Raw genomic sequence first — 15,907 nt, 5'->3', positions numbered from 1 at the left:
CGATCCCGGCCGGGGGCACGCTCAGTCCACCGGCTGGAACGTGTCGAACGCGGTGTTGCGGATCTTCGTGCACTCCTCGCCGTCCCACTGGTCCGCGGCACAGCTGATCATGATGGCGTAGCCGTGGGTGGCGTCCACCTTGAAACCGCGGTTCAGCACCCGCACCTTGGTGCCGCCCTGGACGCGCTCGAACTCCCAGTCCGCAACGGTCGGATAGCCGCGGTAGTCGACCTTCTGGATCCCGATCGGCCGGTAGCTCTGGCTGCTGGGGCCCACGGCCTTGGCCAGCTCCATCCAGGCCAGCCGGGCGTCGTCCTTCGGCTCGTCGTTGAAGTCGACCTGAATACGGGGGAATCCGCCGTCCCGGCTGTATATGGCGCCGGAGTTCTCCCCTGCGGTGCCGGTCTGGCGGAAGCCCTCCGGCATCGCCATGGCGAAGTGGAACTTGGAGTTCGTCACCGACACGAATCCGGCGGGCAGGGTGTTGCCGGTTCCGCCCGGGCCCCCGGGAATCGTTCCCGGCGTGCCCGAACTGCCCGCCGTGGCGGAGCCGGAGCCCTGGCCCGAGCCCTGCCCGGAGCCCTGGTCTCCCGTACCCTGGCCGGCGCTCTGGCCGGTGCTCTGGCCGGGAGCCGGGGTGCTGCCGCCCTTGGGGTCGCCGCCTCCCGTACCGCCACCGGGGGTCGGGGTGCCGGACACCTGGGTACCCGGATTCCCGCCCTTGGCCGTGCCCTTGGCGCCCTTCTCGTCGTCATCACCGAAGGCCCACACCACCAGCGAACCGACCACGGCCAGGACCACCACCACGGCGGCTATCGCCAGCGCGATCGTGCGGCGGGTCATCACGTCCGTCAGCGGGGCCACGACCGACCGCTTCCGCGGTGCGGGCGGGTTCGCGGCTGCGGCCAAAGCAGTGGATCCGGAGGCGGACTTCCCGGACTCGGCCGGGGCCTCCGCGGCGCTCGCCGCGGTCGCCGCGGAGGCGGCAGCCGCCTTGCGCGCCGCCTTCAGGGCCTCCCGGGCCCGCTCGCGCTGCTCCCGTTCCCGCTTTGCCGCGGCCTTGGCGGCAGCCTTCTCGGCCGCCTTCTCCGCGGCCTTTTCCGCCGCGGCCTTCTCCGCCGCCTCCTTGGCCGCCGACAGCGAGATGACCCGGGTCTCGTCGGCCGGGGCCTCCGGAGCCTCCTCCGGCGCGTTGATCACCGCGGTCAGCAGGGCCCGTGCCCCGGCGTCGTCGAGCCGCCGGGCCGGATCTCTGACCAGCAGGCCGTAGATGACCTCGGTCAGCGGGCCGGCGTTCTTGGGCGGGTCGACCGGCTCGGTCATCACCGCGGTGAGGGTGGCGAGGGCCGAACCCTTGTCATACGGGGGAACGCCTTCGACTGCCGCGTAGAGCAGGCCGCCCAGGGACCACATGTCGGCGGGCGGGCCCGGCTTCTGGCCGCGGGCGCGCTCGGGCGAGATGTAGGACGGGGCGCCGACCAGCATGCCGGTGGAGGTGACCGAGGGGTCGCCCTCGACCTGGGCGATGCCGAAGTCGGTCAGCACCACCCGGCCGGCGTCTGAGATGAGGACATTGGAGGGCTTCACATCACGGTGGAGGATGCCTTCGCCGTGCGCGGCCTTCAGCACGTCGAGCACGGCGAGGCCGACCTCGGCGGCCCGGCGCGGGGTCAGCGTGCCGCGCTCGCGGATGTACTCGGCGAGCGAGGAGCCCTCGATGAGCTCCATGACGATCCAGGGGCGGCCGTCCTCGTCGACCACGTCGAAGACGGTGACGGCGCCGCCGCTGCGAATCCGGGCGATGGCCTTCGCCTCGCGCAGGGTACGGGTGATCAGGCGGCGCTTCTCGTCCTCGTCCACCCCGGAGCTGAACCGCAGCTCCTTGACGGCCACGGTGCGGCCCAGGGTCTCGTCGACGGCTCGCCAGACGGTACCCATACCGCCCTTGCCCAGCACCCGGTCCAGCCGGTAGCGCCGGGCCAGCAGCCGCCCTTCGTCCTCGGCGGTGTCCCCGGTCACCCCCTTGGGGGCAACGGACTTGGCAGGCTCGGCCTTGCCCGCGGCCGGCCTGGCGGCAGCCTTCTTGCCCGGCTCCGGCGCAGCCCCCACCGCCTCGGCGGTACCCGGCTTCGCGCCGGCCCGCTTCGCCGCGGCCGGCTTCGCCAAGTCCGTCTTCGCAGCAGCCCGATCGGCCGGCTCCGGCGTAGCCGCCGCCGGCTGGGCCGGGCCCGGCTTCGTCAAGTCCGGCTTCGCGTCGGCCCGCTTCACCTCAGCCGGCTTCGCCGGGTCCTCATCGGCCGTCTCGGCCGGGCTCGGCCTCGCCGAATCCGAGGCGGCCGGACCGGGCGTGGCAGCACCCGTCTCGGCAGCGTCCGGCTTCGCCACCTCGTGCTTCGCCCTGACCGGCTCGGCCGAATCCGGCTCGGCCGAACCCGGCGTGGCAGCGGCCGGCTCGGCCGTGGCCTGCTTCGGTGCAGCCTGCTTCGGGCCCGCGGGCTCGGCTTCGTCCGGCGCCGGCTCGGCCGAGGCCGAGGTGGCCGGATCGGGCGCAGCCGCCGCCGGCTTCGCGTCGGCCCGCTTCGCCGCAGGCGGCTTCGCGTCCGAGGGCGTGAGATCCGGTCCCGGGGTGCGGTTGTCGTCCTCGCCCCCACCGGAACCAGAGGGCGTGTGCTCCGGCTTCGACATGCGTCCCCTCTGCGATCGTGCCGCCCGCTCCGGCCGGCCCGGCGTCCGCCGGGTCCCGACGTAACCCGCCCCGGCCGGACCCTCATTGTTCCTCACTCCGGGACGGACGGGCGCCCGGGGTCTACGGTTCCCCCCTGCCCGGAAACCCGGCACGGCTCACAGCGGGACGATGTCCGGAGCCCCCAGCCTGGCCGCGTCCGCCGTCTGGTCGTCGGGCTGCCGCTGCGACTCCCGCTCCGCCTGGACCCGCTTCTCGTAGTGCTCGACCTCTTTCTCGATCTGGTCCCGGTCCCAGCCCAGCACCGGCGCCATCAACTCCGCGCACTCCCGCGCCGATCGGGTCCCCCGGTCGAAGGTCTCGATGGAGATACGGGTCCGCCGGGTCAGTACGTCGTCCAGGTGCCGCGCCCCCTCGTGCGAGGCCGCGTACACGATCTCGGCCCGCAGGTAGTCGTCCGCCGCGGACAGCGGCTCTCCGAGCCCCGGATCCTTTTCGACCAGATCGAGGAGCTCCTCGGTCAGGGAGCCGTACCGGTTCAACAGGTGCTCGACCCGCACCACATGAAGACCCGTCCGGGCGGCGGTCCTGGCCCGGGAGTTCCACAGCGCCCGGTACCCCTCGGCCCCGACCAGCGGGATGTCCTCGGTGACGCAGGGGGCGACCCGCTGGTCCAGGCCGTGCACGGCCTCGTCCACCGCATCCTTGGCCATCACCCGGTACGTCGTGTACTTGCCGCCCGCGACGACCACCAGCCCGGGCACCGGATGCGCCACCGTGTGCTCCCGGGAGAGCTTGCTCGTGGCGTCCGACTCGCCGGCCAGCAGCGGCCTCAGCCCCGCATACACGCCCTGGACGTCATCCCGGGTCAGCGGCACCGCGAGCACCGAGTTCACATGCTCCAGCAGGTAGTCGATGTCCGCGCTGGACGCCGCCGGATGCGCCTTGTCCAGGTCCCAGTCGGTGTCCGTGGTCCCGATGATCCAGTGGCGGCCCCACGGGATGACGAACAGCACGGACTTCTCGGTGCGCAGGATCAGGCCGGTGGTCGAATGGATGCGGTCCTTGGGCACCACCAGGTGGATGCCCTTGGAGGCGCGGACGTGGAACTGCCCGCGCTCGCCGATCAGGGCCTGGGTGTCGTCCGTCCAGACCCCCGTCGCATTGACGATCTGCTTGGCGCGGATCTCGTACTCCCCGCCGCCCTCGACATCCCGCACCCGGGCGCCGACCACCCGCTCGCCCTCGCGCAGGAACCCGATCACCCGGGCCCGGTTGGCGCAGTGCGCCCCGTACGCCGCGGAGGTCCGCACCAGGGTGGTGACATACCGCGCGTCGTCCATCTGGGCGTCGTAGTACTGCAGGGCCCCCACCAGGGCGTCCTTGCGCAGGCAGGGGGCCACCCGAAGGGCCCGGCTGCGGGACAGGTGCCGGTGGACGGGCAGGCCTCGCCCGTGTCCGCTGGACACCGACATGGCGTCGTACAGGGCGACGCCCGAGCCGGCATAGAACCGCTCCCAGCCCTTGTGCTGCAAGGGGTACAGGAAGGGCACCGGTTTCACCAGGTGCGGCGCGAGCCGCTCCAGCAGCAGGCCGCGCTCCTTGAGCGCCTCCCGGACCAGCGCGAAGTCGAGCATCTCCAGATAGCGCAGACCGCCGTGGATCAGCTTGCTGGATCTGCTGGACGTCCCCGAGGCCCAGTCGCGCGCCTCGACCAGCCCGGTCGAAAGCCCTCGGGTGACCGCGTCGAGCGCGGTGCCGGCCCCCACCACTCCGGCGCCCACCACCAGCACGTCCAGTTCCCGCTCGGCCATCCGGGCGAGCGCCTCCGCGCGCTGCTCCGGTCCCAGTGTCGCTGTCCTCACCGCTGCCTCCCGTCGGTGTGCGGGTCACCCCGCTCACGTCCCCCGTGGAAATCAGTCTGACCGCGCACTCCCACATCAGCCACCGCCTGTGGACAACACAACGGTGGCGACCACCCCGCAATGCGACACATCGGTCATATATACGCCTAGTCTGACATAGCGCCAGCTCACCCTGTCCACAGGACGTGCGCGCACAGCCCCCTCATGTCAGGGAAGGGACGGCACCGCCATGCCCGCAGATCTCGCCGTCATCGGACTCGGCCACCTCGGCCTGCCGCTCGCCCAGGCCGCCGTCTCCGCCGGTATCGAGACCGTCGGCTACGGCTGCGGCCCCGCCACCGACACCACGCTCACCGCCGCCGAGATCCGCCGGATGTCGGCGGCCGGCTTCCGCATCACCACCAACCCGGCCGAGCTCGGACGGGTCCGGACGGCCGTCATCTGCGCCCCCACCCAGCTCGGCCCCGACCGCGCGCTCGACCTGTCGGCGGTCGGCGAGGCGGCCCGCGCGCTCGCCGCCCGGCTGCGCCCCCACACCACCGTCATCCTCGAGTCCGCCGCCCATCCGGGTGTCACCGAGGACTATCTGCGCCCCCTGCTGGAATCGGGCTCCGGCCTCCGGGCCGGCCGGGACTTCCATCTGGCCTACTCCCCCAGCCGCTTCGACCCGGGCAACCGGACGCACACCTTCGCCAACACGCCGAAGGTGATCGGCGGCCTCACCCCGGCCTGTACGGAATCCGCCGCAGCCTTCTACGCACGCCTCACCGAGAAGGTGGTCCGCGCCCGCGGCCTGCGCGAGGCCGAGACCGTCCAGCTGCTCGAAACCAACTACCGGCACGTCAACATCGCCCTGATGAACGAGATGGCGGTGCTCTGCCACGACCTCGGCGTGGACCTGTGGGACGTCATCCGGTGCGCCGAAACCAAGCCGTACGGCTTCCAGGCCTTCCGCCCCGGCCCCGGCGTCGGCGGCCACGCCGTCCCGCTCGACCCCAACTACCTCCCCCACACCACCCGCACCCCCGGCCACCCGCTCCGCATGGTCGGCCTGGCCCAGGAGATCAACGGCCGGATGCCGCAATACGTGATCCAGCGCTGCGCCACCCTGCTGAACGAGCACGGCAAATCGGCCCGCGGCGCCCGGGTCCTGCTGCTCGGGGTGACGTACAAGCCGGACCTCGCCGACCAGGAGGGCTCCCCGGCCCCCGAGATCGCCAGCCGCCTGCTCGACCTCGGCGCCCTGATCAGCTACCACGACCCGTACGTGCCCGGCTGGCGGGTCCGCGACCGGCCGGTCCCCCGCGCGGACTCCCTCTACGAGGCGGCGGCCAACGCGGACCTCACGGTCCTCCTCCAGCACCACCGCACATACGACCTCCAGGGCCTGGCGGTGAAGGCCCAGCTGCTCCTCGACACCCGCGGCGCCAGCCCGGTCGGTGCGGCCCACCGCCTCTGACCGCAGCACGGTGCAACGTTCGTTGCACATATGTTGCACAGCCCGCTACGCTGATGCCATGGCAACGACGATAGGGTTCCGGCCCACCGAAGAGGACGAGCGCATCATCGCCGCGGCCATGCGGGACGGGGAGCGGACCAGCGATGTGATCCGGCGCGCATTGCGCCTGCTGGAACGCGAGGCATGGCTCGAGCAGGCCCGGGCCGCCGCCGAACGGCTCGCAGACGAGGACCTGAGCGGCGAACCGGACGCCTGGTGATCCGCGGCGCCGTCTACCGCGTCGACCTCGGGGATGCCAAGCGCGGGCACGAGCAGCGCGGCAAGCGCTTCGGCCTGGTGCTGAGTCCCAGCGGGATGCCCTGGAGCGTGGCAACGATCATCCCGACGTCCACCCGTGCCCAACCTGCGGAATTCCGTCCCGAGCTGGAAATCGCCGGGGTGCCGACCCGGCTCCTCGTGGACCAGATCCGCACCATCGACACCCGGTACATCCACGGTGATCCGGTCCACTACCTCGAACTCGGCGAGTTGACTCAAGTGGAGCACGCCGTAGCGCTCTACCTGGGGCTCTGAAATCTCCCCCTCCGGATGTCGTGACCTCCTGCTAGCCTGCGGCATCACTTATCTCGCGCTTACGTTCGCCCTGCAGGCGTTCGTGACCCGCGCATGCCAATCCCTTGGGGGGGATTTCCCATGAGCCAGTCCTTCCAGCCGCCCGCGCCCGAATCCCAGATGCCCGCCCACCCGGCCACACCCCCGGCCGCTCCCCCGGCGCGCAGCGGCAACATCGGCCTCGGCATCGCCGCCGCCGTCATCGCCGCCCTGGTCGCGGCCGGTGCGTACGGCGGCATCATCGGCGCCACCGAGCGCGAGATCGGCTACGCCGCCCTCGCGGTCGGCCTCATCATCGGCTTCGCCACCGGCAAGCTGGGCGGCCCGCACCCGGCCCTCCCGGTCGTGGGCGCCGTGCTCTCGCTCGGCGCCGTCTACGGCGGCCAGGCTCTCGGCACCGCCATCATCGGGTCCAAGGTGCTGCCGCTCACCGTGACCGAGCTGCTGACCGAGCACTTCGACCTGGTGCAGGCCTCCCTGAAGGAGGACCTGAGCCCGATCTCCTTCCTCTTCTACGCCCTGGGCGCGGTCACCGCCTTCCAGACGGCCCGCAAGGTCGCCGCCTGACCCGGCCGTGAAAACGCCGGAGGGCCGGCACCCCGCCCGGGGTGCCGGCCCTCCGTACGCGCCGTCCGTACGACGGACGGCGCGGAAGCGTCAGCGGCGGTGCTGGGAGTCCGCCACGGTGACCTCGACCCGCTGGAACTCCTTGAGCTCGCTGTAGCCCGTGGTGGCCATCGAGCGGCGCAGGGCGCCGAAGAGGTTCATCGAGCCGTCCGGGGTGTGCGACGGGCCGGTGAGGATCTCCTCGGTGGTGCCGACGGTGCCGAGGTGGACCTTCTTGCCGCGCGGCACGTCCTCGTGGACCGCCTCCATGCCCCAGTGGTGGCCCTTGCCGGGCGCGTCGGTGGCACGGGCCAGCGGGGAGCCCATCATCACGGCGTCGGCGCCGCAGGCGACGGCCTTGGGCAGGTCGCCGGACCAGCCCACGCCGCCGTCGGCGATGACGTGCACGTACCGGCCGCCGGACTCGTCCATGTAGTCGCGGCGGGCCGCGGCCACATCGGCGACGGCGGTGGCCATCGGAACCTGGATGCCCAGCACATTGCGGGTGGTGTGCGCGGCGCCGCCGCCGAAGCCCACCAGCACGCCGGCCGCGCCGGTCCGCATCAGGTGCAGGGCCGCGGTGTACGTGGCGCAGCCGCCGACGATGACCGGGACGTCGAGCTCGTAGATGAACTGCTTGAGGTTCAGCGGCTCCGCGGCGCCGGAGACGTGCTCGGCGGAGACCGTGGTGCCGCGGATGACGAAGATGTCCACGCCCGCGTCGACCACGGCCTTGGAGAACTCGGCGGTGCGCTGCGGGGAGAGCGCCGCGGCGGTGACGACGCCCGAGTCGCGCACCTCCTTGATGCGCTGCCGGATCAGGTCGGCCTGGATCGGGGCGGAGTAGATCTCCTGGAGGCGGCGGGTGGCGGCCTCCTCGTCCAGCTCGGCGATCTCGTCCAGCAGCGGCTGCGGGTCCTCGTACCGGGTCCACAGGCCCTCGAGGTTCAGCACGCCGAGGCCGCCGAGCTCGCCGATGCGGATCGCGGTCTGTGGGGAGACCACCGAGTCCATGGGGGCGGCCAGGAACGGGAGCTCGAAGCGGTAGGCGTCGATCTGCCAGGCGATCGAGACCTCCTTCGGGTCGCGCGTGCGGCGGCTGGGGACGATGGCGATGTCGTCGAAGGCGTACGCCCGGCGACCGCGCTTGCCGCGCCCGATCTCGATCTCAGTCACGTGTGGTGGCCTTTCCCTCTTGGTCTGCCCGTCCAGTATCCCCGAACCCCGGAGCCGCGCGTTCCCGTGACCGCTGGACGGACGCTTCCGGGAACGCCCGCGGGGCGGGCCCGGTGATCCGGACCCGCCCCGCGGGTGTGTGCGCGTCAGCCCTTGCGGGAGTAGTTCGGCGCCTCGACCGTCATCTGGATGTCGTGCGGGTGGCTCTCCTTGAGGCCCGCCGAGGTGATCCGGACGAACCGGCCGCGGTCCTGGAGCTCGGGGACGGTGCGCCCGCCCACGTAGAACATCGACTGGCGCAGGCCGCCGACCAGCTGGTGGACCACCGCGGCGAGCGGGCCGCGGTAGGGGACCTGGCCCTCGATGCCCTCGGGGATCAGCTTGTCGTCGCCGCCCACGCCCTCCTGGAAGTAGCGGTCCTTGGAGAAGGAGCGCTGCTCGCCGCGGGACTGCATGGCACCCAGCGAGCCCATGCCCCGGTAGGACTTGAACTGCTTGCCGTTGATGAAGAGCAGCTCACCCGGGGACTCCTCGCAGCCGGCCAGCAGCGAGCCGAGCATCACCGTGTCGGCGCCCGCGACCAGGGCCTTGGCGATGTCGCCGGAGTACTGCAGGCCGCCGTCGCCGATGACCGGGACACCCGCGGCCTTGGCGGCCAGCGAGGCCTCGTAGATGGCGGTGACCTGCGGGACGCCGATGCCGGCGACCACGCGGGTGGTGCAGATGGAGCCGGGGCCGACGCCGACCTTGATGCCGTCGCAGCCGGCGTCGATCAGCGCCTGGGCGCCGTCGCGGGTGGCGACGTTGCCGCCGATGACATCGACCGAGGAGTTCGACTTGATCTTGGCGACCATGTCGCCGACCAGCCGGGAGTGGCCGTGCGCGGTGTCGACCACGATGAAGTCGGCGCCGGCTTCGATGAGCGCCTGGGCGCGCTCGTACGCGTCGCCGGCCACGCCGACCGCCGCGCCGACCAGCAGCCGGCCGTCCTTGTCCTTCGCCGCGTTCGGGTACTTCTCGGCCTTGACGAAGTCCTTGACGGTGATGAGGCCCTTGAGGATGCCCGCCTCGTCGACCAGCGGCAGCTTCTCGATCTTGTGGCGGCGCAGCAGCTCCATGGCGTCCACGCCGGAGATGCCGACCTTGCCGGTGACCAGCGGCATCGGGGTCATGACCTCGCGCACCTGGCGGTTGCGGTCCGACTCGAAGGCCATGTCGCGGTTGGTGACGATGCCGAGCAGCTTGCCGGCGGGGTCGGTGACCGGGACGCCGGAGATGCGGAACTTGGCGCAGAGCTCGTCGGCCTCGCGCAGGGTCGCGTCCGGGTGCACCGTGATCGGGTCGGTGACCATGCCGGACTCGGAGCGCTTGACCAGGTCAACCTGGTTGGCCTGGTCGGCGATGGAGAGGTTGCGGTGCAGAACGCCGACGCCGCCCTGACGGGCCATCGCGATGGCCATACGGGCCTCGGTGACCTTGTCCATGGCGGCGGACAGCAGGGGAACGTTCACACGGACGTTCCGGGAGATGAGGGAAGAAGTGTCGATCTCGTCCGGAGCCATGTCCGACGCGCCGGGGAGGAGGAGCACGTCGTCATACGTCAGCCCCAGCGTCGCGAACTTGCCCGGTACTCCATCGACGTCGCCGTTGACAGTCATGACACCTTCCCAGATGGTCTTGCTCAGCGCGGATGTCCATGCTAACGGGATCGCACGGCGTCTCATTCCACGATGAAGATCGACCGGGAGTTTCGTCGGTTCATACGAAGTTTTCCTACGGGCACGAAAGCCGCGCCGCCGACCCGCCGTGTCTACTGCTCGGCGAGCGCCCGCAGCCGGCTCAGCGCCCGGTGCTGGGCCACCCTGACCGCGCCCGGGGACATCCCGAGCATCTGACCGGTCTCCTCGGCGGTCAGCCCGACCGCCACCCGCAGCACCAGCAGCTCCCGCTGGTTCTCCGGCAGGTTGGCCAGCAGTTTCTTGGCCCATTCGGCGTCACTGCTGAGCAGCGCCCGCTCCTCGGGGCCCAGCGAGTCGTCCGGCCGCTCGGGCATCTCGTCGGAGGGGACGGCCGTACTGCCCGGGTGCCGCATCGCGGCCCGCTGCAGGTCGGCCACCTTGTGCGCGGCGATGGCGAAGACGAAGGCCTCGAAGGGCCGGCCGGTGTCCCGGTACCGCGGCAGGGCCATCAGCACGGCGACACAGACCTCCTGGGCGAGGTCCTCGACGAAGTGGCGCGCATCGCCGGGCAGCCGGGAGAGCCGGGTGCGGCAGTAGCGCAGGGCCAGCGGGTGCACATGGGCGAGCAGATCGTGGGTGGCCTGCTCGTCGCCCTCCACGGCCCGGCGGACGAGCGCGCCGACCGCCCCCGCGCTGCCGCCCTTGGCGGTGCCGGTGGGGCCTGTGGCCGCGGGGGACCCCATGGCCTCGTCGTCGCGCATCAATCCATGGTGCCTTGACGCCGGAGCATTTGCGGCACCATGGCCCGGGTTATGCATCGAAGCGTTATGAGCGGGCGCACCGGAGCTCATCACTTGCGCACTCCCCTCCCGCTCGGCCGAATGTCCCCGAGGACTCCCCCGAGGACTCCACATCTCCAAGAATGCGGCACACCCTCAAGGATGCGGCATCGCGCACGAAGCGACACGTCCCCCGGATTGTGCCTCGCCAACCCCCGGCCGCGCACCGGGTAGGACAAGACCCGCCATGGCCGCCCCGTCCGCCCGGGGCGGACGGGGACCGCTATTCCGGCTCCGCGGTCAGCGGACCAGGCCCCAGCGGAAGCCGAGCGCGACGGCATGCGCCCGGTCCGAGGCGCCCAGCTTCTTGAAGAGGCGGCGGGCGTGCGTCTTGACCGTGTCCTCGGAAAGGAACAGCTCACGGCCGATCTCGGCGTTGGAACGGCCGTGGCTCATGCCCTCCAGCACCTGGATCTCGCGGGCGGTGAGCGTGGGCGCGGCACCCATTTCGGCCGACCTGAGCCGGCGCGGGGCGAGCCGCCAGGTCGGGTCGGCAAGGGCCTGGGTGACCGTGGCCCGCAGTTCGGCGCGCGAGGCGTCCTTGTGCAGATATCCGCGGGCACCCGCCGCGACCGCGAGGGCCACGCCGTCCAGGTCCTCGGCAACGGTCAGCATGATGATGCGGGCGCCGGGGTCGGCCGAGAGCAGCCGGCGGACCGTCTCGACACCGCCCAGGCCCGGCATGCGGACGTCCATCAGAATCAGGTCGGAGCGGTCGGCACCCCAGCGGCGGAGGACTTCCTCGCCGTTGGCAGCCGTCGTCACACGCTCGACGCCGGGCACGGTGGCCACCGCGCGACGGAGCGCCTCTCGGGCAAGCGGGGAGTCGTCGCAGACGAGGACGGATGTCATGACCGCCCTCCGCAGCTGCTGATGCGCGTCACCTTGAGCCTCCAGGCTGGTACGTATCGTCACCTGTGCGGTCGATGTCCCCGGACATCTGTCCGAGAACTTCTTCGTTCAACCGCCTTCGCACTCTCAACGATGGTCACTCGAAAGAGTTACGGGTCGGACGGACACCTTCGGCACTCTACGTGAGGAAGCGAACACGACACGGGCGCCACAAGCCAACTGTCCTCCATCTGGAGCTATGCCCTATTTGGCGGCTTTCCTTCCGTTTGGCGTGTGTCTGAGGCTAGATTCCCAATGAGTCATATTTACATCTACTCCGACAGTAGGTGTGGAGACATGGACCGTATCCGCCTCAGTACCGGCACCAAGAGGACTACCAATGGCAGATTTCTCCCGCCTCCCCGGACCGAACGCCGACCTCTGGGACTGGCAACTGCTCGCCGCCTGCCGTGGGGTCGACAGCTCCCTCTTCTTCCACCCGGAAGGCGAGCGGGGAGCGGCCCGGAGCGCGCGCGAGGCCTCGGCTAAAGAGGTCTGCATGCGATGCCCGGTGCGCTCGGAATGCGCCGCGCACGCGCTCGCCGTACGTGAGCCCTACGGAGTGTGGGGCGGGCTCACCGAGGACGAGCGCGAGGAACTGATGGGGCGCGCCCGGCACCGCCTCATCCCCGCCAGCACTGTGACCGGCCCGCCCGCGCCGCATTGAGCGCCTGAGCGGAGAAGCGCACGAAGGAACGTTTCTTCGAATCCGTGGGACCCGTGGGACCCGTGCGGCCCGCTCGGGCGTGTCGCGCGCCGGGCCGCCGGCCGTCAACGGCCGGCGGCCCGCTCCAGTTCCGCCAGCGTCGCCGCCACCGCCGGCACCCGGGCGAGGTCCGGCAGGGTCAGCGCCACGACCTCGCGCTCCACCGCCGGCTCCACCTCCACCGTCCGCGCGCCCTTGACCCGTACGGATTCCACCGCCAGCTCCGGCAGCACGGCCACCCCGAGCCCCGCACCGACCAGTCCGACCACCGCCGGGTAGTCGTCGGTCGCGAAGTCGATGCTCGGGGTGAATCCCGCGCTCTCGCAGATGTCCACCAGATGGCGGCGGCAGCGCGGGCAGCCGGCGATCCAGGGCTCCCCGGCCAGTTCGGCCATCCGGACCCGCTCCGCGCCGGCCAGCCGGTGGCCCTCCGGCACCAGCCCGACCAGCCGGTCGGTGAGCAGCGGCCGGACGACCAGGTCGTCCCATTCCGCCGCGTCCGCCGTGCCGGAGCCGTAGCGGAAGGCCAGCGCCACATCGCAGTCGCCCTCCCGCAGCATCTCCACCGAGCGCGGCGGCTCCGCCTCGACCAGGGAGATACGGGTGCCGGGGTGGGCCTCCCGCATGGCGGCGAGGGCGGTGGGCACCAGGGTGGAGCTGCCGCTGGGAAAGGACACCAGCCGGACCCGGCCGGCCCGCAGGCCGGCGATGGCCGCCACCTCCTCCTCGGCGGCGGTGAGGCCGGCGAGGATGCCGGCGGCGTGCCGGACCAGCGCGTCACCTGCCTGGGTCAGCCGCATCTCGCGGCCGGCCCGGACCAGCAGCGGGGTGCCCGCCGACTGTTCCAGGGCCTTCATCTGCTGGGAGACGGCGGGCTGGGTGCAGCCGAGTTCGCGGGCCGCGGCGGAGAAGGAGCCGGTGCCGGCCACGGCGCGCAGGACCCTGAGATGACGTGCCTCGATCACCCTTCGAGCATAAGCCCCGCTTTGACTGCCGCGCCAATACCCTTCCAGCGCTTTGGGTGGGCTGGGTTAGCGTACGGACATGGACATGCAGCTCATCTCCGTCAACCTGGGCAGGCTCACCGAAGCCGACTACACCGACTCCGGGATCGGGGTGACGGGCATCGGAAAGCGCCCGGTGCCCGGCCCGGTGCGGGTCTTCGCCCCCGGCCCCAAGGGCACCGCCGGCTCCGGGGTGGAGGGTGACGAGATCGCCCAGTGGCGCCACCACGGCGGCGACGACCAGGCGGTCTACGCGTACGCCCGCGAGGACCTGGACCGGTGGGAGGCGGAGCTGGGCCGCGAGCTGCCCGCCGGACTGTTCGGCGAGAACTTCACCACGGCCGGGGTGGACGTCAACGGCGCGCTGCTCGGCGAGCGCTGGCGGGTCGGCCCGGGGCTGCTGCTGGAGGTGTCCTCGGCCCGGATCCCGTGCCGGACCTTCCAGGGCGCCATGGCGGAGCCCGGCTGGGTCAAGCGGTTCACCCAGGCCCGGCGGCCGGGCGCGTACCTGCGGGTGATCGAGGAGGGGCGGGTCTCGCCGGGCGACCGGATCGAGATCGTGGACCGCCCGGACCACGAGGTCTCGGTGGAGTTCTGGTTCCGGGCGTTCACCACCGAGCGCGCCCTGCTGCCGCGGACCCTGGCGGCGGGCACCGCGATGTCACCGCGCAATCACGAGACCGTCCGGGAGTACCTGGCCAAGTACGGCGGGCCCACTCGGGGCTGACAGCGCATCGGTCCCGCCGGGCCCCTGCCGTGCGCACGGCTCCGGGCGGCTAGGTTGCCCGCATGACGACTGCGTTGATTACGGGATCCACGGCGGGCATCGGCGCCGCCTTCGCCCGGCGGCTCGCCGCCCAGGGCCACAACCTGGTGCTGGTGGCCCGGGACACCAAGCGGCTGCGCGAGCAGGCCACCGAGCTGCACGACCGGCACGGCATCGAGGCCGAGGTGCTGACCGCCGACCTGTCCACGGACGAGGGCATCGGTGCGGTGGAGGAGCGGCTGTCCGACCGCACCCACCCGGTGGACCTGCTGGTCAACAACGCGGGATTCGGCAACAAGGGCCGCTATCTGGACGTGCCCATGGCCGACGAGCTGACGATGCTGAAGGTGCACATCGAGGCGGTGCTGCGGCTGACCTCGGCGGCGACGGAGTCGATGCGCTCGCGGGGCCGGGGTGGTGTGATCAACGTGGCCTCGGTGGCCGCGTTCCTGCCGCGGGGCACGTACGGCGCGAGCAAGGCGTGGGTGGTGCAGTTCACCCAGGGCGCGGCCAAGGACCTGGCGGACTCGGGGGTACGGCTGATGGCGCTGTGCCCGGGCTTCGTCCGGACCGAGTTCCACCAGCGGGCCGGGATGGGGACGGACAACATCCCCAACTGGATGTGGCTGGACGCGGACAAGCTGGTGGCGGAGGCGCTGGCCGATCTGGCGCGCGGCCGGACGGTGTCGATCCCGGACCCGCGCTACAAGGCGCTGATGGGGATCGTGAAGCTGACGCCGCGCGGGCTGCTGGGCGGGGTGTCCTCCCGTACGGGCCGGAAGTACGGCCCCCAATAACCCCATACCGGAATAAAATGGGCGTGTCGGCATGTCCCATCCAGTCCGGAGCCGGGAGACACGATGACATTCGTACAGATAATCGATTACAAGACCCGCCGCTACGATGACCTGTCCGACCTCATGGACCGGTACGTCGCGCAGAGCCAGGGCAAGCGGACCGTCACCCACAGTCTGATCGGCAAGGACCGCGAGGACGGGGAGCACTACGTCGACGTGATCGAATTCCCGTCGTACGAAGACGCCATGAAGAACTCCCATCTCCCGGAGACGGACCGGATGTTCAAGGAGATGGTGGCCCTCTGCGACGGGATGCCCACCTTCACCAACCTGGACGTGGTCCGGGACGAGCAGCTCAACAAGCACCTGGTGAACCGGGTGTTCGACGACGCCCTCATGCACGGCAACATGGCCGTCATCGAGGAGTGCTTCGCGACGAACTACATCGACCACGACGCGAGCAAGGAGGAGTCGACCGTCATCGGACGCGATTCCATGCGCGCCGACATGGAGATCTGGCGCAAGGCCTTCGACATGACGTTCGAGCCGGTGTGCCAGGTCGCCGAGGGCGATTTCGTCACCACGGTGTGGAACTGGCGCGGCACCCACAAGGGTGAGTTCATGGGCGTCATGCCGACCGGGAAGACGTACGAGATGTCCGGGACCACCACGTTCCAGTGCGTGAACGGGGAGATCATCGAGGGCTGGTGGCACTACAACCCTGGCCAGCTGCAGCGGGAGATGGGCGGATCCGGGTCGCCGTACGGGTCCCGCTGAACCGAACGAACCGACCGAACCGAGCGGGCGCAGTCGCAGCCCGAACA

The 15,907-nt window shown here is 71.3% G+C and carries 15 protein-coding genes; 8 read left to right on the top strand and 7 right to left on the bottom strand.

What is annotated here, in order from left to right; genetic code table 11:
* Positions 1-21 precede the first annotated feature (21 nt).
* Both DEJ50_RS19800 and DEJ50_RS19795 read right to left on the bottom strand, forming a co-directional pair.
* Entirely contained in the window at positions 22-2,685 is a 2,664-nt protein-coding gene (locus tag DEJ50_RS19800) for a serine/threonine protein kinase (protein WP_150209288.1), read from the bottom strand.
* Positions 2,686-2,841: 156 nt separating this feature from the next.
* Complete coding sequence (locus tag DEJ50_RS19795) at positions 2,842-4,548, bottom strand: glycerol-3-phosphate dehydrogenase/oxidase (RefSeq protein WP_150209287.1); 1,707 nt, start codon at positions 4,546-4,548, stop codon at positions 2,842-2,844.
* 229 nt (positions 4,549-4,777) lie between these two features.
* On the opposite strand from DEJ50_RS19795, the gene DEJ50_RS19790 reads away from it, so the two are divergent.
* The 4 genes from DEJ50_RS19790 to DEJ50_RS19775 all read left to right on the top strand — a co-directional run bounded on the left by DEJ50_RS19790 (position 4,778) and on the right by DEJ50_RS19775 (position 7,186).
* Positions 4,778-6,007, top strand: coding sequence for a nucleotide sugar dehydrogenase (locus DEJ50_RS19790; protein WP_150209286.1), 1,230 nt, complete (start codon positions 4,778-4,780; stop codon positions 6,005-6,007).
* Positions 6,008-6,065: 58 nt separating this feature from the next.
* On the top strand, positions 6,066-6,266 hold the full coding sequence (locus tag DEJ50_RS19785; protein ID WP_150209285.1) for a hypothetical protein: 201 nt from the start codon (positions 6,066-6,068) through the stop codon (positions 6,264-6,266).
* Positions 6,263-6,580: a type II toxin-antitoxin system PemK/MazF family toxin gene (locus DEJ50_RS19780; RefSeq protein ID WP_150209284.1), complete on the top strand. Its 318-nt coding sequence runs from the start codon at positions 6,263-6,265 to the stop codon at positions 6,578-6,580. The genes DEJ50_RS19785 and DEJ50_RS19780 overlap by 4 nt, the downstream gene beginning before the upstream one ends.
* A 120-nt stretch (positions 6,581-6,700) precedes the next feature.
* Positions 6,701-7,186, top strand: a complete 486-nt coding sequence (locus tag DEJ50_RS19775) for a hypothetical protein (RefSeq protein ID WP_150209283.1) — start codon at positions 6,701-6,703, stop codon at positions 7,184-7,186.
* A gap of 90 nt (positions 7,187-7,276) precedes the next feature.
* Here the strand turns inward: DEJ50_RS19775 and DEJ50_RS19770 are convergent, their stop codons facing one another.
* The 4 genes from DEJ50_RS19770 to DEJ50_RS19755 all read right to left on the bottom strand — a co-directional run bounded on the left by DEJ50_RS19770 (position 7,277) and on the right by DEJ50_RS19755 (position 11,771).
* Positions 7,277-8,401, bottom strand: a complete 1,125-nt coding sequence (locus DEJ50_RS19770) for a GuaB3 family IMP dehydrogenase-related protein (RefSeq protein ID WP_150209282.1) — start codon at positions 8,399-8,401, stop codon at positions 7,277-7,279.
* 146 nt (positions 8,402-8,547) lie between these two features.
* Complete coding sequence (gene guaB / locus DEJ50_RS19765; RefSeq protein WP_150209281.1) at positions 8,548-10,059, bottom strand: IMP dehydrogenase; 1,512 nt, start codon at positions 10,057-10,059, stop codon at positions 8,548-8,550.
* Between the two features lie 152 nt (positions 10,060-10,211).
* Complete coding sequence (locus DEJ50_RS19760; RefSeq protein WP_150209280.1) at positions 10,212-10,841, bottom strand: sigma-70 family RNA polymerase sigma factor; 630 nt, start codon at positions 10,839-10,841, stop codon at positions 10,212-10,214.
* Between the two features lie 318 nt (positions 10,842-11,159).
* The gene (locus DEJ50_RS19755) at positions 11,160-11,771 is read right to left on the bottom strand and encodes a response regulator transcription factor (RefSeq protein WP_003948568.1); all 612 of its coding nucleotides are present in this window, start codon (positions 11,769-11,771) and stop codon (positions 11,160-11,162) included.
* Positions 11,772-12,150: 379 nt separating this feature from the next.
* On the opposite strand from DEJ50_RS19755, the gene DEJ50_RS19750 reads away from it, so the two are divergent.
* Positions 12,151-12,477 (top strand): WhiB family transcriptional regulator, encoded by a 327-nt coding sequence (locus DEJ50_RS19750; protein WP_150209279.1) that lies wholly within the window; start codon positions 12,151-12,153, stop codon positions 12,475-12,477.
* A 104-nt stretch (positions 12,478-12,581) separates the two neighbouring features.
* Here DEJ50_RS19750 and DEJ50_RS19745 read toward each other — a convergent pair whose 3' ends face one another.
* A complete protein-coding gene (locus DEJ50_RS19745; protein WP_150209278.1) occupies positions 12,582-13,481 on the bottom strand; it encodes a LysR family transcriptional regulator in 900 nt (299 codons plus the stop codon).
* A gap of 85 nt (positions 13,482-13,566) precedes the next feature.
* On the opposite strand from DEJ50_RS19745, the gene DEJ50_RS19740 reads away from it, so the two are divergent.
* The 3 genes from DEJ50_RS19740 to DEJ50_RS19730 all read left to right on the top strand — a co-directional run bounded on the left by DEJ50_RS19740 (position 13,567) and on the right by DEJ50_RS19730 (position 15,860).
* The gene (locus DEJ50_RS19740) at positions 13,567-14,247 is read left to right on the top strand and encodes an MOSC domain-containing protein (protein WP_150212236.1); all 681 of its coding nucleotides are present in this window, start codon (positions 13,567-13,569) and stop codon (positions 14,245-14,247) included.
* A 62-nt stretch (positions 14,248-14,309) separates the two neighbouring features.
* A complete protein-coding gene (locus tag DEJ50_RS19735; protein ID WP_150209277.1) occupies positions 14,310-15,083 on the top strand; it encodes an SDR family NAD(P)-dependent oxidoreductase in 774 nt (257 codons plus the stop codon).
* A gap of 63 nt (positions 15,084-15,146) precedes the next feature.
* Entirely contained in the window at positions 15,147-15,860 is a 714-nt protein-coding gene (locus DEJ50_RS19730) for an ester cyclase (protein WP_150209276.1), read from the top strand.
* Positions 15,861-15,907: the final 47 nt, after the last annotated feature.

Source organism: Streptomyces venezuelae (assembly GCF_008642295.1).
Taxonomy (GTDB): Bacteria; Actinomycetota; Actinomycetes; order Streptomycetales; family Streptomycetaceae; genus Streptomyces; species Streptomyces venezuelae_C.
The sequence above is the reverse complement of the archived record's forward strand: the minus strand, read 5'-3'. Positions and strand labels throughout refer to the sequence as shown.

Excerpts from the sequence above, each read along its gene's own strand:
- DEJ50_RS19730 (WP_150209276.1), top strand. The coding sequence starts at position 15,147 with ATGACATTCGTACAGATAATCGATTACAAGACCCGCCGCTACGATGAC.
- DEJ50_RS19800 (WP_150209288.1), bottom strand. The coding sequence starts at position 2,685 with ATGTCGAAGCCGGAGCACACGCCCTCTGGTTCCGGTGGGGGCGAGGAC.
- DEJ50_RS19775 (WP_150209283.1), top strand. The coding sequence starts at position 6,701 with ATGAGCCAGTCCTTCCAGCCGCCCGCGCCCGAATCCCAGATGCCCGCC.
- DEJ50_RS19735 (WP_150209277.1), top strand. The coding sequence starts at position 14,310 with ATGACGACTGCGTTGATTACGGGATCCACGGCGGGCATCGGCGCCGCC.
- DEJ50_RS19750 (WP_150209279.1), top strand. The coding sequence starts at position 12,151 with ATGGCAGATTTCTCCCGCCTCCCCGGACCGAACGCCGACCTCTGGGAC.
- DEJ50_RS19760 (WP_150209280.1), bottom strand. The coding sequence starts at position 10,841 with ATGCGCGACGACGAGGCCATGGGGTCCCCCGCGGCCACAGGCCCCACC.
- guaB (WP_150209281.1), bottom strand. The coding sequence starts at position 10,059 with ATGACTGTCAACGGCGACGTCGATGGAGTACCGGGCAAGTTCGCGACG.
- DEJ50_RS19790 (WP_150209286.1), top strand. The coding sequence starts at position 4,778 with ATGCCCGCAGATCTCGCCGTCATCGGACTCGGCCACCTCGGCCTGCCG.
- DEJ50_RS19785 (WP_150209285.1), top strand. The coding sequence starts at position 6,066 with ATGGCAACGACGATAGGGTTCCGGCCCACCGAAGAGGACGAGCGCATC.
- DEJ50_RS19755 (WP_003948568.1), bottom strand. The coding sequence starts at position 11,771 with ATGACATCCGTCCTCGTCTGCGACGACTCCCCGCTTGCCCGAGAGGCG.
- DEJ50_RS19740 (WP_150212236.1), top strand. The coding sequence starts at position 13,567 with ATGCAGCTCATCTCCGTCAACCTGGGCAGGCTCACCGAAGCCGACTAC.